Below are 13,166 nucleotides of genomic sequence, written 5' to 3' on the forward strand. Positions count from 1 at the left end.
GAACGGAGGAAACAGCTATGTCGCGCATCGGCAAGCTCCCCATCGCGGTTCCCGCCGGCGTGGACGTCACCATCGACGGCCGCACGGTCTCGGTCAAGGGCCCCAAGGGCGAGCTGACCCACACCGTCGCCGCGCCGATCGAGATCGTCAAGGGTGAGGACGGCGTTCTGAACGTCACCCGCCCCAACGACGAGCGTCAGAACAAGGCCCTGCACGGCCTGTCCCGCACGCTGGTGGCGAACATGATCACCGGCGTGACCCAGGGTTACGTGAAGAAGCTCGAGATCAGTGGCGTCGGTTACCGAGTGACCGCCAAGGGCTCGAACCTGGAGTTCGCGCTCGGCTACAGCCACCCGATCGTGGTCGAGGCCCCGGAGGGCATCACCTTCAAGGTGGAGAACCCGACCCGTTTCTCGGTCGAGGGCATCGACAAGCAGAAGGTCGGCGAGGTTGCGGCCAACATCCGCAAGCTGCGCAAGCCCGACCCGTACAAGGCCAAGGGCGTCAAGTACGAGGGCGAAGTCATCCGCCGCAAGGTCGGAAAGGCGGGTAAGTAAGCCATGGCATACGGACAGAAGATCCTTAAGGGCGACGCCTACAAGCGCGCCGCGATCAAGCGCCGTCACATCCGGATCCGCAAGCGGATCAACGGTACGGCGGAGCGTCCCCGTCTCGTGGTGACCCGCTCGAACCGCCACATCGTGGCCCAGGTGATCGACGACATCCAGGGTCACACCCTGGCGTCGGCGTCCACCCTGGACACCTCGATCCGCGGTGCCGAGGGTGACAAGTCCGCGCAGGCCAAGCAGGTCGGCGCCCTGGTCGCCGAGCGTGCCAAGGCCGCCGGCGTCGAGGCTGTCGTGTTCGACCGTGGTGGCAACCAGTACGCCGGGCGCATCGCCGCTCTGGCGGACGCCGCCCGCGAAGCCGGCCTGAAGTTCTGAGCCGGTTCCGTAGCTAGCGGAAACAGAGAGAGGTAATTCCAATGGCTGGACCCCAGCGCCGCGGTGGCGGTGCCGGTGGCGGCGAGCGGCGGGACCGGAAGGGCCGTGACGGCGGCGCAGCTGCCGCCGAGAAGACCGCGTACGTTGAGCGCGTTGTCGCGATCAACCGCGTCGCCAAGGTTGTGAAGGGTGGTCGTCGCTTCAGCTTCACCGCGCTGGTCGTGGTGGGCGACGGTGACGGCACCGTGGGTGTCGGATACGGCAAGGCCAAGGAGGTGCCGGCCGCCATCGCCAAGGGCGTTGAGGAGGCCAAGAAGCACTTCTTCAAGGTCCCCCGGATCCAGGGCACCATCCCGCACCCCATCCAGGGTGAGAAGGCTGCCGGCGTCGTGCTGCTCAAGCCCGCGTCGCCCGGTACCGGTGTTATCGCCGGTGGTCCGGTGCGTGCCGTGCTCGAGTGCGCCGGTATCCACGACGTGCTGTCGAAGTCGCTCGGCTCCGACAACGCGATCAACATCGTGCACGCGACCGTGGAGGCCCTGAAGGGCCTGCAGCGTCCCGAGGAGATCGCGGCCCGCCGTGGTCTGCCGCTCGAGGACGTCGCCCCCGCGGCCCTGCTGCGTGCGCGTGCCGGGGCGGGTGCGTAATCATGGCGCAGCTCAAGATCACGCAGGTCAAGTCCTACATCGGCAGCAAGCAGAACCACCGTGACACCCTGCGGTCGCTTGGTCTCAAGGGGATCAACACCGTGGTCGTCAAGGAGGACCGCCCCGAGTTCCGCGGCATGGTGCACACCGTCCGCCACCTCGTGACGGTCGAGGAGGTCGACTGATCATGGCGGAGCAGAACCCGCTGAAGATCCACAACCTCCGTCCCGCCCCGGGCGCCAAGACCGCCAAGACCCGTGTCGGTCGTGGTGAGGCGTCGAAGGGTAAGACGGCCGGTCGTGGTACCAAGGGCACCAAGGCCCGCTACCAGGTTCCGGAGCGCTTCGAGGGTGGCCAGATGCCCCTGCACATGCGCCTCCCGAAGCTGAAGGGCTTCAAGAACCCGTTCAAGACCGAGTACCAGGTCGTGAACCTCGACAAGCTGGCCGCGCTGTACCCCGAGGGTGGCGAGGTCACCGTCGAGGGCCTCGTGGCCAAGGGTGCCGTTCGCAAGAACAGCCTCGTCAAGGTCCTCGGCCAGGGCGAGATCTCCGTGGCGCTGCAGGTGACGGTCGACGCCGTCTCCGGCTCCGCCAAGGAGAAGATCACCGCCGCCGGCGGCACCGTCACCGAGCTCGTCTGAATCCAGCAGGCGTCTCGATGACTTGAGCGATCCCGACCGGGGATACCCCACAAATGGGGTATCCCCGGTCGGTCGTTCCAAGGGTGGCAGTCCCGCGGGTAAGGTGGCCTGCACTGCCAACTTTCACAGCGTGCCGCACCTGAGGCACTCTGAGCGGCAGTTGACCGTTACGTAAGTCGTTGTCTTATCGGAATCTCACGACCATCACCCTTGACGCAGTTGCGCGGGGGTCGCAGGAGGCACCGTGCTCACCGCGTTCGCCCGGGCGTTCAAGACGCCCGACCTGCGCAAGAAGCTGCTCTTCACGTTCGGCATCATCGTGGTGTACCGGATCGGTACGCACATCCCGATCCCGGGTGTCGACTACCAGAACGTCCAGACCTGTATCGACGTGGCCAAGGGCAACCAGGGTCTGTTCGGTCTGGTCAACATGTTCAGCGGCGGCGCGCTGCTGCAGATCACGATCTTCGCGCTCGGCATCATGCCGTACATCACCGCGAGCATCATCCTGCAGCTGCTGACAGTGGTGATCCCTCGCCTCGAGGCCCTCAAGAAGGAGGGTCAGGCCGGTACGGCGAAGATCACGCAGTACACCCGTTACCTGACCGTGGCGCTGGCCATCCTGCAGGGCACCGGCCTGGTGGCCACCGCCCGCAGCGGCGCCCTCTTCAGCGGCTGCCCGGTGGCGAGCGAGATCGTCCCGGACCAGTCGATCTTCATCACCGTCACCATGGTCATCGTGATGACCGCCGGTACCGCCGTCGTCATGTGGCTCGGTGAGCTGATCACCGACCGCGGCATCGGCAACGGCATGTCGATCCTGATGTTCATCTCGATCGCCGCGACCTTCCCGGCCGCCCTGTGGGCCATCAAGGAGCAGGGCTCCCTGGCGGACGGCTGGATCGAGTTCGGTGTGGTCATCCTCGTCGGCCTGTTCATGATCGGCCTGGTGGTCTTCGTCGAGCAGGCCCAGCGCCGTATTCCGGTCCAGTACGCGAAGCGCATGATCGGCCGCCGGTCCTACGGCGGCACGTCGACGTACATTCCGCTGAAGGTCAACCAGGCGGGCATCATCCCTGTGATCTTTGCCTCGTCGCTGCTCTACATCCCGGCACTGATCGCGCAGTTCTCGAGTGGCAATTCGAGCTGGAAGACCTGGATCGAGGCCCATCTCGTCCAGGGCGACGACCCGATTTACATTGCTCTGTACTTCTTGCTCATTGTTTTCTTCGCCTTCTTCTACGTGGCCATCACGTTCAACCCCGAGGAAGTCGCGGACAACATGAAGAAGTATGGTGGCTTCATCCCGGGCATCCGGGCTGGCCGACCGACCGCTGAGTACCTTTCCTATGTGCTCAACCGGATCACGTGGCCGGGCTCGCTGTACTTGGGTCTGATCGCTCTCGTGCCGACAATGGCGTTGGCTGGATTTGGGGCAAACCAGAACTTCCCGTTCGGCGGGACCAGCATCCTGATCATCGTGGGTGTCGGTCTCGAGACCGTGAAGCAGATCGAGAGCCAGCTCCAGCAGCGCAATTACGAAGGGTTCCTCCGCTGATGCGAATCGTCCTCGTCGGGCCGCCGGGCGCGGGCAAGGGTACGCAAGCCACCCGCCTTGCCGAGAAGCTGTCGATCCCGCACATCTCCACGGGTGACCTGTTCCGCGCCAACATCAGCCGGCAGACGGAGCTCGGCAAACTGGCGAAGTCCTACATGGACGCCGGCAACCTGGTGCCGGACGAGGTCACCATTGCCATGGCGAAGGACCGCATGGAGCAGCCGGACGCCGAGAACGGCTTCCTGCTGGACGGTTTCCCGCGCAACGTCTCGCAGGCCGAGGCGCTGGACGAGCTGCTGCAGACCGAGGGCATCGAGCTGGACGCCGTGCTGGACCTCGAGGCTCCCGAGGACGAGGTCGTCAAGCGGATCGCCGGGCGGCGGATCTGCCGCAAGGACTCCGCACACGTGTTCCACGTGACGTACAGCCCGCCGAAGAAGGAGGGCGTGTGTGACGTCTGCGGCGGCGAGCTGTACCAGCGGGACGACGACTCCGAGGAGACCGTGCGCACCCGGCTGGAGGTCTACCACACGCAGACCGAGCCGATCATCGACTACTACAAGGCGCAGGGTCTGGTCGTGACCATCGAGGCCATGGGCCCGGTGGAAGAGATCACGAGTCGCGCGCTGGCGGCGCTCAAGCGCGACGCGAAGTAGTCGTTACGCAGCTACGGCCGCGGTTCCCTGGAAAGGGGGCCGCGGCTGCTGTGTGCCCGCAGCCACGGCAGTCCCCCGTATCGTTGAAGGCGTCCGTACTCTTTTCCCGTCTGAGAAAGGCCCCCGCCCCCATGGTGCAGATCAAGAGCCCCGAGCAGATCGCCAAGATGCGTGAGGCGGGGTTGGTCGTTGCCGCCATTCACGCGGCCACGCGGGAGGCCGCCGTGCCGGGCGCCAGCACCAAGGATCTGGACGAGGTGGCGCGGAAGGTGCTCGCGGAGCACGGGGCCAAGTCGAACTTCCTGGGGTACGGCGGGTTCCCGGCGACGATCTGCACCTCCGTGAACGAGGTCGTGGTCCACGGGATCCCCGCCGAGGACGTCGTCCTCAAGGACGGGGACATCATCAGCATCGACGCCGGCGCCATCATCGACGGCTGGCACGGGGACGCCGCCTACACCGCCTTCGTCGGATCCGGTCACGCTCCGGAACTCATCGAGCTGTCGCGGGTGACCGAGGAGTCCATGTGGGCCGGCATCGCCGCGATGAAGCTGGGGAACCGGCTCGTCGACATCTCGCGGGCCATCGAGACGTACATCCGCCGCCAGCCGAAGCCCGGCGGGGGCCGCTACGGGATCATCGAGGACTACGGCGGTCACGGCATCGGCTCCGAGATGCACATGGACCCGCACCTGCTGAACTACGTCGAGCGGCGCCGGGGCAAGGGCCCGAAGCTGGTGCCGGGCTTCTGCCTCGCGATCGAGCCGATGGTCTCGCTGGGCACCCCGAAGACGGAGGTCCTCTCGGACGACTGGACGGTGATCACGACCGACGGTACGTGGTCGTCCCACTGGGAGCACTCGGTCGCGCTGACCGAGCAGGGGCCGCTGGTGCTCACGTCTCCCGACGGGGGTAAGGCGAAGCTGGCGGAGTACGGGGTTGTGGCTGCGCCGGATCCGCTGGCCTGAGCGCCTTCCAGGGAGGGCGGTCCTGCCGACTGGCGGCTGCGGGCTCGTGGGGGCTGGTCGCGCCCACGGTGGGGGTCCCCCCGCTCGAGCGAAGCCGAGAGTGGGGGAAGAGCCGCATGCCGACAGAGCCCCGCGCCCCTTTGGGGTGCTTAATGATCTGCCTGCTGGGGCAGACTTCCCCGATTCGTCTTTCCGGTTGCGCTGACGTAGACTGACTCGTCGGCTCTTGTGCACCCGCATGCCTGCATGCGCCCCGCAAGGGAAAGTGCAGGGGTCGATCAAGGTAGTCGATTCCGAAGGGCGAAGCGTGGCCAAGAAGCAAGGTGCCATCGAGATCGAGGGCACTGTCGTCGAGTCTCTGCCGAACGCCATGTTCAAGGTCGAGCTCCAGAACGGCCACCAGGTCCTGGCACACATCAGCGGCAAGATGCGTATGCACTACATCCGCATCCTCCCTGACGACCGGGTCGTGGTGGAGCTGTCTCCGTACGACCTGACGCGTGGCCGGATCGTCTACCGGTACAAGTAGATCTTGCCCACGTCCCGCGTTTCCCGCGGGGCCGCCGGCAACTGACCCGGAGAACCTCACATCCCATGAAGGTCAAGCCGAGCGTCAAGAAGATCTGCGACAAGTGCAGGGTGATCCGCCGTCACGGTCGGGTCATGGTGATCTGCGAGAACCCGCGCCACAAGCAGCGCCAGGGCTGATCGCAGGCCATTTCCCTCTGCATGCGCAGAGATTCGCGCGACGCGAGCTGAATATGTTCATACGCAGGGCCCGAGCCCTACGGCTCGACACCCCCGGTTCGGAGGCCGGGGACCCAGTTCGTACCTCGTACGGCGGCTGGGAGTCGGTTCTGCGGAAGACCTCCGAAGATCAACTGGAGCCATTGAATGGCACGCGTTTCCGGTGTTGACATCCCGCGCGAAAAGCGCGTGGAGGTCGCCCTCACCTACGTGTTCGGCATCGGCCGGACCCTTTCGCAGCAGACGCTGGCCGCCACCGGCGTCGACCCGAACACCCGCGTCCGCGACCTCTCCGAGGAGCAGCTCGTCGCGATCCGCGAGTACGTCGACAACAACATCAAGACCGAGGGTGACCTCCGTCGCGAGATCCAGGCCGACATCCGCCGCAAGGTCGAGATCGGCTGCTACCAGGGTCTGCGGCACCGCCGCGGTCTGCCCGTCCGCGGTCAGCGCACCAGCACCAACGCCCGCACCCGCAAGGGCCCGCGTCGCGCCATCGCCGGCAAGAAGAAGCCGGGCAAGAAGTAGTCCGCAGCGGACCTCAAGTCCACGGTCTTCGCTGTAGGACCGACCACCTCCCGTAGGAGTTAAGAGATGCCCCCCAAGGGACGTCAGGGCGCTGCCAAGAAGGTGCGCCGCAAGGAAAAGAAGAACGTCGCTCACGGCCACGCGCACATCAAGAGCACGTTCAACAACACGATCGTCTCCATCACGGACCCGTCCGGCAACGTGATCTCCTGGGCCTCCGCCGGCCACGTCGGCTTCAAGGGCTCCCGGAAGTCCACGCCGTTCGCCGCGCAGATGGCCGCCGAGTCGGCTGCCCGCCGCGCCCAGGAGCACGGCATGCGCAAGGTCGACGTGTTCGTGAAGGGCCCGGGTTCGGGTCGTGAGACCGCGATCCGTTCGCTCCAGGCGACCGGTCTCGAGGTCGGCTCCATCCAGGACGTCACCCCGACCCCGCACAACGGCTGCCGTCCGCCGAAGCGTCGTCGCGTCTGACGCACGTCGGCTGCTTCGAGCAGGCTGGGGATTCGGGCGGTACGGCTCTGTCGGGTCGTATCGCCCGTACCCTTGTAATACCCGCGCCTCTCATGGGTGCGGTTTCCGTCGGGCGTCAAATAGCGGGCGTCCACGAAAGAAGGATCTGATCCACACATGCTGATCGCTCAGCGTCCCTCGTTGACCGAAGAGGTCGTCGACGAGTTCCGCTCCCGGTTCGTGATCGAGCCGCTGGAGCCGGGCTTCGGCTACACCCTCGGCAACTCCCTGCGTCGTACCCTCCTGTCCTCGATCCCCGGTGCGGCGGTCACGTCCATCCGCATCGACGGTGTCCTGCACGAGTTCACCACCGTGCCGGGCGTCAAGGAGGACGTCACCGACCTGATCCTCAACATCAAGCAGCTGGTCGTCTCTTCGGAGCACGACGAGCCGGTCGTGATGTACCTGCGCAAGCAGGGCCCGGGTCTGGTCACCGCCGCCGACATCGCGCCCCCGGCCGGTGTCGAGGTGCACAACCCCGACCTCGTCCTGGCCACGCTCAACGGCAAGGGCAAGCTGGAGATGGAGCTCACGGTCGAGCGTGGCCGTGGTTACGTCTCCGCCGTGCAGAACAAGCAGGTGGGCCAGGAGATCGGCCGTATCCCGGTCGACTCCATCTACTCGCCGGTTCTGAAGGTCACGTACAAGGTCGAGGCCACGCGTGTCGAGCAGCGCACCGACTTCGACAAGCTGATCGTCGACGTCGAGACCAAGCAGGCGATGCGTCCGCGTGACGCGATGGCCTCCGCCGGTAAGACGCTGGTCGAGCTGTTCGGGCTCGCCCGTGAGCTCAACATCGACGCCGAGGGCATCGACATGGGTCCGTCCCCGACGGACGCCGCGCTCGCCGCCGATCTGGCGCTGCCGATCGAGGAGCTGGAGCTCACCGTTCGGTCCTACAACTGCCTCAAGCGTGAGGGCATCCACTCCGTGGGTGAGCTGGTCGCCCGCTCCGAGGCCGACCTGCTCGACATCCGCAACTTCGGTGCGAAGTCGATCGACGAGGTCAAGGCGAAGCTGGCCGGTATGGGCCTGGCCCTGAAGGACAGCCCGCCCGGATTCGACCCGACCGCCGCCGCGGACGCCTTTGGCGCCGACGACGACGCGGACGCGGGCTTCGTCGAGACCGAGCAGTACTAAGAGCTCGGGACCGACTGCCGGTTCTTGGCTGCGGGACCGTTGTGGCTGGTCGCGCAGTTCCCCGCGCCCCTATGGGGCGCGGGGTCTCCGACGGGCAAACCCGCCCGCTCGGATACTGACCCCGGTACCTGACACGGCCGGGGCAGACACCTAGGAGAAACACCATGCCGAAGCCCACCAAGGGTGCCCGTATGGGCGGCAGTGCCGCGCACGAGAAGCTGCTTCTTGCGAACCTCGCGAAGTCGCTGTTCGAGCACGGTCGTATCACCACCACCGAGGCGAAGGCTCGTCGGCTGCGGCCGTACGCCGAGCGTCTGATCACCAAGGCGAAGAAGGGTGACCTTCACAACCGCCGTCAGGTGCTCCAGGTGATCACGGACAAGAGCGTCGTCCACACGCTCTTCACCGAGATCGGCCCGCGCTACGAGAACCGTCCGGGTGGCTACACCCGTATCACCAAGATCGGTAACCGTCGTGGCGACAACGCGCCCATGGCTGTCATCGAGCTGGTCGAGGCGCTGACGGTCGCGCAGGAGGCCACGGGTGAGGCCGAGGCCGCCACCAAGCGTGCGGTCAAGGAGGCCGAGGAGGCCAAGGCCGAGGAGACCAAGGTCGACGTCACCAAGGATGTCGCCGAGGCTCCGGCCGAGGAGTCCAAGGACGCCTGAGGCTGAGCTCTCGCTGAGCGGGTCCGCCCTTGACGGGGCGGGCCCGTTTTCGCGTACCTGAGAGGATCAAGGAGTGAGTGACGAAGTACAGCCCGGGTTCGTACGCCTACGGCTCGATCTGTCCTATGACGGCACCGACTTCTCCGGCTGGGCCAAGCAGGCCGGCGGGCGGCGGACCGTGCAGGGGGAGGTCGAGGACGCGCTGCGTACCGTCACGCGGTCGCGGGACACGTACGAGCTGACCGTCGCCGGACGGACCGACGCCGGGGTGCATGCGCGCGGGCAGGTGGCGCACGTGGATCTGCCGGAGGCTGTCTGGCGCGAGCATCACGAGAAGCTGCTCAAGCGGCTCGCCGGGCGGCTGCCCAGGGACGTGCGGGTGTGGGCCCTCAGGGAGGCGCCCAGTGGCTTCAACGCTCGTTTCGCGGCGATCTGGCGGCGCTACGTCTACCGCGTCACCGACAATCCCGGCGGCGTGGACCCGTTGCTGCGGGGCCATGTGCTCTGGCACGACTGGGCGTTGGACGTCGACGCGATGCAGGCGGCCGCCAAGACCCTGGTCGGGGAGCACGACTTCGCGGCGTACGCGAAGAAGCGCGAGGGGGCGACGACGATCCGCGAGATCCTCGACTTCGGGGTGCGTCGGCACGCGGACGGCATCGTCGAGATCGAGGTCCGCGCCGACGCCTTCTGTCACAACCAAGTACGTTCCATGGTCGGTGCGTTGCTGTTCGTGGGCGACGGGCACCGTGGTGTGGAGTGGCCGCGGAAGGTCCTCGACGCGCGGGTCCGCGACAGCGCCGTGCATGTCGTCCGGCCGCACGGGCTGACCCTGGAGGAGGTCGGCTATCCGGCGGACGACCAGCTGGCGGAGCGGCAGCGGCAGGCGCGGCGGAAGCGGGGCGAAGTGGAGTGAGGGGGCTCAGCGACTGTTGCCGCGGAGCCCCCTCCAGGGTGAACCGAGGTCGACCGGATCAGCCGGCCAGGACCTTCTTCAGCGTCGGCTGGAGGAAGGGGACCAGGGACTTCGCGTAGCCCGCCGTGATGTGGCTGGAGTCGAAGTAGACGACCTGGTCGGCGATCACCGTCGGGCACACGTTGTCCGCGCAGAACGCGGGCAGCGTCTCGATGATCTCGGCGCCGTGGCGTTCGGCCACCTTCTGCTCCATGGCCCGGTACTCGGGATACTCGATGGCCTTGTCCTTGGTGGGATTGCAGGCCGAGATGTCATCGGTGTGGGTGGCGAGGCAGTCGGGCACGTTGGCGCCGGGTTGCGGGGTGTCCGTGATGTAGACGAGCTTGGCGCCGGTGTCCTCGAAAACCTTGAAGGCCTCCTCGGCGCCGGCCTCGGTCGCCTCACGACGCGTGCGGTTGGTGACGACGATGACGTCGGGGCTGAGGTCCTCGATCTCCTTGAACGCCGTCTTCCGCCAGCTGTCGCACTCGGTGTACAGCCGGTTCAGCTCGGGGTTTTTGATGGCATAGACCTCGGGGGAGCAGCCGCCCTTCGCCATGGTCACCACCTTGGCGTCGAGCTTCTTGCCGAGCTCGTGGAAGGCGTCACCCCACTGCCAGGCGTGCGAGTCCCCGATGACGACGATCGACTTCTTGCCCGCCGGGTCGCCGATGACGCAGTTCTTCCGCATGACGAACTCGTCGACTTCGGTGTTGTCGATACACCCGTAGTGGGTGTGGTCCTCCGGGGACGTCGCCAGGGCGCCCTGGGTAACCGCGGAGAGCTGTGTCCGAGTGACGGCGCTCTTCACCGAGTCCGCGCCGCTGTACCCGGCGCCGGCGCTCGCGACGGTCGTCGGGGTCGAGATGTTCAGCGGAACGACCATGGCGAAGGCCATGGCTCCGGCCGTTCCCGCCGTGGCCGTGCCGCCGACGAATATGCCCTTCCACGGGCGCGCCACCAGCTGGGCGTTGTTCCTGAACCGGCGCTCTACGGTGTAGTGCATGAGGTACGCCAGCAGCAGGGAGACCACCGCCACCCGCAGACGGTCGGAGTAGGTGAACTCCCGCTCGATGATGCTGGGCCACAGGATGAGTATCGGCCAGTGCCAGAGGTACCAGCCGTAGCTGACGTTTCCGACGGAGTTGAAGACGGGGTTGTCGAGGAACCGTTCCGCGCCGAGGCGGGGGTTGGCGCAACCGCCGGCGATGATCATGGATGCGCCGAGCACGGGGCCGGCCACCGCGTACCCCGGCAGCGGGGTCTCCTCCGTGATGAGGAGCGCCGTACCGAGCGTGACTGCGAGCCCCAGCCAGGAGACGACGGCCGCCAGCCCGGTGTTCATGCGGGAGAGGAGCGGAGCGCTGAGGGCGAGAAGGACGCCGAACGCGATTTCCCAGATGCGGGTGTGGGTGCTGAAGTAGGCGAGGGGCTGGTTGGAGCTGGTTGTCGTGTAGCCCAGATAGAACGATCCGCCCACCACGGCCATGAGGAACAGCGCCAGCAGAACGCGGTTGCGGAAGATGGCGCGGCTGATGCCGACGACGACGACCAGGGCGATCGGGGCGACGACGTAGAACTGCTCCTCGATGCCCAGCGACCAGAAGTGCTGGTACGGGGACTGGCTGCCGTCGTTGGCGAAGTAGTCGGTACCGGTTTCGACGAGGCGCCAGTTCATGACGCTGAGCGCCGCGCTCAGGCCGTCCGTCATGTACTCGCGGAACCTGAGTGGGCTGGCAAACACCCACGACAGGATCGCCGTGGCGATGATGGTGACGCCCATGGCCGGGGCGAGTCGTCTGAAGCGGCGCGCCCAGAACTTGGTCAGCGACACCTTGCCCGTCTTGTCGATCTCGGCGAGGAGCTGGCTGCCGATGAGGAAGCCGCTCAGCACGAAGCTCACGTCCACGCCACCGTGGATGTCGAGCACGCCGACGTGCATGCTGACCACCATCATGATGGCTACGGCACGCAGGCCCTGAATGTCCGGCCGGTACTTGCGAAGACGCTCCGTCTTCTCGGCCGATGTGCGATGGCGGGACATGTTTCTCCAGTAACTGACTGTCAGGTCAGGCCGTGGGGCAGGCAGCGGCTTCAGTGGACCGTCGCGCAGGCGGCAGCCGTACCGCTGACGCGTACACCTTGGGCGGGGATGCGGATGCCGCACGACAGGCGCAGCTGGGCGGGCAGCTCGTTGTCCGCGCCGACGTGCGCATGGCATCCCACGACCGCCTCACGCAGGAGGGAGGCGCTGCCGATGGAGGAGTCGTGATCCACCACGGAGTCGTGGATCTGCGCGCCCTCGGCGACCGTGACACCCCCGCCGATGATGGAGCGGTCGACGACCACGTGCGGGCCGATGACGGCGTGCGGACCGATCGTCGAGCCGCCCGTGATGCGGGCGGTCGGGTCGATGGTGGCTGTGGGGTCGACCATGATGTCGGCCGGTCGCTCCACCAGGGGAGAGAGGACCGTGCCGGTGACCAGGTCGGCGGACCCGTGGACGAAGGCCAGCGGGGTGCCGAGGTCACGCCAGTAGTCGTCCGTGGTGTGGCCGAACACGCGGCTGCCCTGGGCGACGAGCTGTGGGAAGGTCTCCTGCTCGACGGAGACCTCGCGGTCGGCCGGGATGGAGTCGAGCACGGAGCGGCGGAACACGTAGCAACCGGCGTTGATCTGGTCGGTGACGCATTCCTCGGCGGTCTTGGGCTTCTCCAGGAAGGAGAGCACGCGCCCGGACTCGTCCGTCGGCACCAGGCCGAAGGCGCGGGGGTCGGAGACGCGCGTGAGGTGCAGTGTCACGTCGGCTTCCCGTGCCTCGTGCCGCTGCAGGACGTCCCGCAGGTCGAGGCCGGACAGGATGTCGCCGTTGAGGATGAGGACCGGCGCATCCGCCGGACTGCGCAGCAGACGCGCGGCGTTGCGGATCGCTCCGCCGGTGCCGAGCGGAACCTCCTCGACGGCGTAGGAGATCTCCAGGTCCTGGGAGAAGTCCTTGAACTCCTCCTCGAAGAGGCTGGCGAGATACGAGGTGGCGAACACCACGTGCTCGACGCCTGCATCCATCAGCTTGGCTATCTGGTGCCGGATGAAGGAGGAGCCCGCCACGTTGAGCAGCGGCTTCGGGGTGTGGTTCGTCAGGGGGCGCAGGCGAGTTCCCTTGCCGCCCACCAAAATGATGGCTTCTTGCATGATTGCCTCG

At 66.7% G+C, this 13,166-nt stretch carries 17 protein-coding genes; 15 read left to right on the forward strand and 2 right to left on the reverse strand.

Going from position 1 to position 13,166, the window contains the following annotated elements:
• The first annotated feature begins 17 nt into the window (after nt 1-17).
• The 15 genes from rplF to truA all read left to right on the forward strand — a co-directional run bounded on the left by rplF (nt 18) and on the right by truA (nt 9,925).
• Nucleotides 18-557, forward strand: a complete 540-nt coding sequence (rplF, locus tag ACFV7R_RS23905) for a 50S ribosomal protein L6 (RefSeq protein ID WP_129799269.1) — start codon at nt 18-20, stop codon at nt 555-557.
• A 3-nt stretch (nt 558-560) separates the two neighbouring features.
• The gene (gene rplR, locus ACFV7R_RS23910; RefSeq protein ID WP_129799268.1) at nt 561-944 is read left to right on the forward strand and encodes a 50S ribosomal protein L18; all 384 of its coding nucleotides are present in this window, start codon (nt 561-563) and stop codon (nt 942-944) included.
• 41 nt (nt 945-985) lie between these two features.
• Nucleotides 986-1,591 carry a 30S ribosomal protein S5 gene (gene rpsE / locus ACFV7R_RS23915; RefSeq protein WP_009190144.1) on the forward strand — a complete coding sequence of 202 codons (606 nt, stop codon included), beginning with the start codon at nt 986-988 and terminating at the stop codon, nt 1,589-1,591.
• A 2-nt stretch (nt 1,592-1,593) separates the two neighbouring features.
• Nucleotides 1,594-1,776, forward strand: coding sequence for a 50S ribosomal protein L30 (gene rpmD, locus ACFV7R_RS23920; RefSeq protein WP_003998814.1), 183 nt, complete (start codon nt 1,594-1,596; stop codon nt 1,774-1,776).
• A 2-nt stretch (nt 1,777-1,778) separates the two neighbouring features.
• Nucleotides 1,779-2,234: a 50S ribosomal protein L15 gene (rplO, locus tag ACFV7R_RS23925; protein ID WP_014674382.1), complete on the forward strand. Its 456-nt coding sequence runs from the start codon at nt 1,779-1,781 to the stop codon at nt 2,232-2,234.
• A 244-nt stretch (nt 2,235-2,478) separates the two neighbouring features.
• Nucleotides 2,479-3,792, forward strand: a complete 1,314-nt coding sequence (gene secY, locus ACFV7R_RS23930; protein ID WP_385266640.1) for a preprotein translocase subunit SecY — start codon at nt 2,479-2,481, stop codon at nt 3,790-3,792.
• Nucleotides 3,792-4,448: an adenylate kinase gene (locus tag ACFV7R_RS23935; protein WP_385266642.1), complete on the forward strand. Its 657-nt coding sequence runs from the start codon at nt 3,792-3,794 to the stop codon at nt 4,446-4,448. The genes secY and ACFV7R_RS23935 overlap by 1 nt, the downstream gene beginning before the upstream one ends.
• Before the next feature lie 131 nt (nt 4,449-4,579).
• Complete coding sequence (gene map, locus ACFV7R_RS23940; RefSeq protein ID WP_385266645.1) at nt 4,580-5,416, forward strand: type I methionyl aminopeptidase; 837 nt, start codon at nt 4,580-4,582, stop codon at nt 5,414-5,416.
• 307 nt (nt 5,417-5,723) lie between these two features.
• Complete coding sequence (infA, locus tag ACFV7R_RS23945) at nt 5,724-5,945, forward strand: translation initiation factor IF-1 (protein ID WP_003948620.1); 222 nt, start codon at nt 5,724-5,726, stop codon at nt 5,943-5,945.
• Between the two features lie 65 nt (nt 5,946-6,010).
• Nucleotides 6,011-6,124, forward strand: coding sequence for a 50S ribosomal protein L36 (gene rpmJ, locus ACFV7R_RS23950; protein ID WP_003998809.1), 114 nt, complete (start codon nt 6,011-6,013; stop codon nt 6,122-6,124).
• A gap of 186 nt (nt 6,125-6,310) precedes the next feature.
• Nucleotides 6,311-6,691: a 30S ribosomal protein S13 gene (gene rpsM / locus ACFV7R_RS23955; protein ID WP_037858429.1), complete on the forward strand. Its 381-nt coding sequence runs from the start codon at nt 6,311-6,313 to the stop codon at nt 6,689-6,691.
• Between the two features lie 66 nt (nt 6,692-6,757).
• A complete protein-coding gene (rpsK, locus tag ACFV7R_RS23960) occupies nt 6,758-7,162 on the forward strand; it encodes a 30S ribosomal protein S11 (RefSeq protein WP_003956432.1) in 405 nt (134 codons plus the stop codon).
• A 156-nt stretch (nt 7,163-7,318) separates the two neighbouring features.
• Nucleotides 7,319-8,341, forward strand: coding sequence for a DNA-directed RNA polymerase subunit alpha (locus tag ACFV7R_RS23965; protein WP_003966937.1), 1,023 nt, complete (start codon nt 7,319-7,321; stop codon nt 8,339-8,341).
• 164 nt (nt 8,342-8,505) lie between these two features.
• Nucleotides 8,506-9,009: a 50S ribosomal protein L17 gene (rplQ, locus tag ACFV7R_RS23970; protein ID WP_385266648.1), complete on the forward strand. Its 504-nt coding sequence runs from the start codon at nt 8,506-8,508 to the stop codon at nt 9,007-9,009.
• Between the two features lie 73 nt (nt 9,010-9,082).
• A complete protein-coding gene (gene truA / locus ACFV7R_RS23975; protein ID WP_385266651.1) occupies nt 9,083-9,925 on the forward strand; it encodes a tRNA pseudouridine(38-40) synthase TruA in 843 nt (280 codons plus the stop codon).
• Between the two features lie 58 nt (nt 9,926-9,983).
• On the opposite strand, the gene ACFV7R_RS23980 is transcribed toward truA, so the two are convergent.
• Nucleotides 9,984-12,008, reverse strand: a complete 2,025-nt coding sequence (locus ACFV7R_RS23980) for an acyltransferase family protein (protein WP_385266654.1) — start codon at nt 12,006-12,008, stop codon at nt 9,984-9,986.
• 50 nt (nt 12,009-12,058) lie between these two features.
• On the reverse strand, nt 12,059-13,156 hold the full coding sequence (locus ACFV7R_RS23985; RefSeq protein WP_385266657.1) for a sugar phosphate nucleotidyltransferase: 1,098 nt from the start codon (nt 13,154-13,156) through the stop codon (nt 12,059-12,061).
• Nucleotides 13,157-13,166 lie beyond the last annotated feature (10 nt).

Origin of the sequence: Streptomyces sp. NPDC059866, from assembly GCF_042731325.1 — a bacterium.
GTDB lineage: Bacteria > Actinomycetota > Actinomycetes > Streptomycetales > Streptomycetaceae > Streptomyces > Streptomyces flavusporus.

Bases quoted from the DNA above. Each gene is read 5' to 3' on its own strand.
- rplR (WP_129799268.1), top strand. From the start codon at position 561: ATGGCATACGGACAGAAGATCCTTAAGGGCGACGCCTACAAGCGCGCC.
- rpmJ (WP_003998809.1), top strand. From the start codon at position 6,011: ATGAAGGTCAAGCCGAGCGTCAAGAAGATCTGCGACAAGTGCAGGGTG.
- rpsK (WP_003956432.1), top strand. From the start codon at position 6,758: ATGCCCCCCAAGGGACGTCAGGGCGCTGCCAAGAAGGTGCGCCGCAAG.
- ACFV7R_RS23980 (WP_385266654.1), bottom strand. From the start codon at position 12,008: ATGTCCCGCCATCGCACATCGGCCGAGAAGACGGAGCGTCTTCGCAAG.
- ACFV7R_RS23965 (WP_003966937.1), top strand. From the start codon at position 7,319: ATGCTGATCGCTCAGCGTCCCTCGTTGACCGAAGAGGTCGTCGACGAG.
- ACFV7R_RS23935 (WP_385266642.1), top strand. From the start codon at position 3,792: ATGCGAATCGTCCTCGTCGGGCCGCCGGGCGCGGGCAAGGGTACGCAA.
- map (WP_385266645.1), top strand. From the start codon at position 4,580: ATGGTGCAGATCAAGAGCCCCGAGCAGATCGCCAAGATGCGTGAGGCG.
- rplQ (WP_385266648.1), top strand. From the start codon at position 8,506: ATGCCGAAGCCCACCAAGGGTGCCCGTATGGGCGGCAGTGCCGCGCAC.
- ACFV7R_RS23985 (WP_385266657.1), bottom strand. From the start codon at position 13,156: ATGCAAGAAGCCATCATTTTGGTGGGCGGCAAGGGAACTCGCCTGCGC.
- rpsM (WP_037858429.1), top strand. From the start codon at position 6,311: ATGGCACGCGTTTCCGGTGTTGACATCCCGCGCGAAAAGCGCGTGGAG.
- rpmD (WP_003998814.1), top strand. From the start codon at position 1,594: ATGGCGCAGCTCAAGATCACGCAGGTCAAGTCCTACATCGGCAGCAAG.
- rpsE (WP_009190144.1), top strand. From the start codon at position 986: ATGGCTGGACCCCAGCGCCGCGGTGGCGGTGCCGGTGGCGGCGAGCGG.
- rplO (WP_014674382.1), top strand. From the start codon at position 1,779: ATGGCGGAGCAGAACCCGCTGAAGATCCACAACCTCCGTCCCGCCCCG.
- rplF (WP_129799269.1), top strand. From the start codon at position 18: ATGTCGCGCATCGGCAAGCTCCCCATCGCGGTTCCCGCCGGCGTGGAC.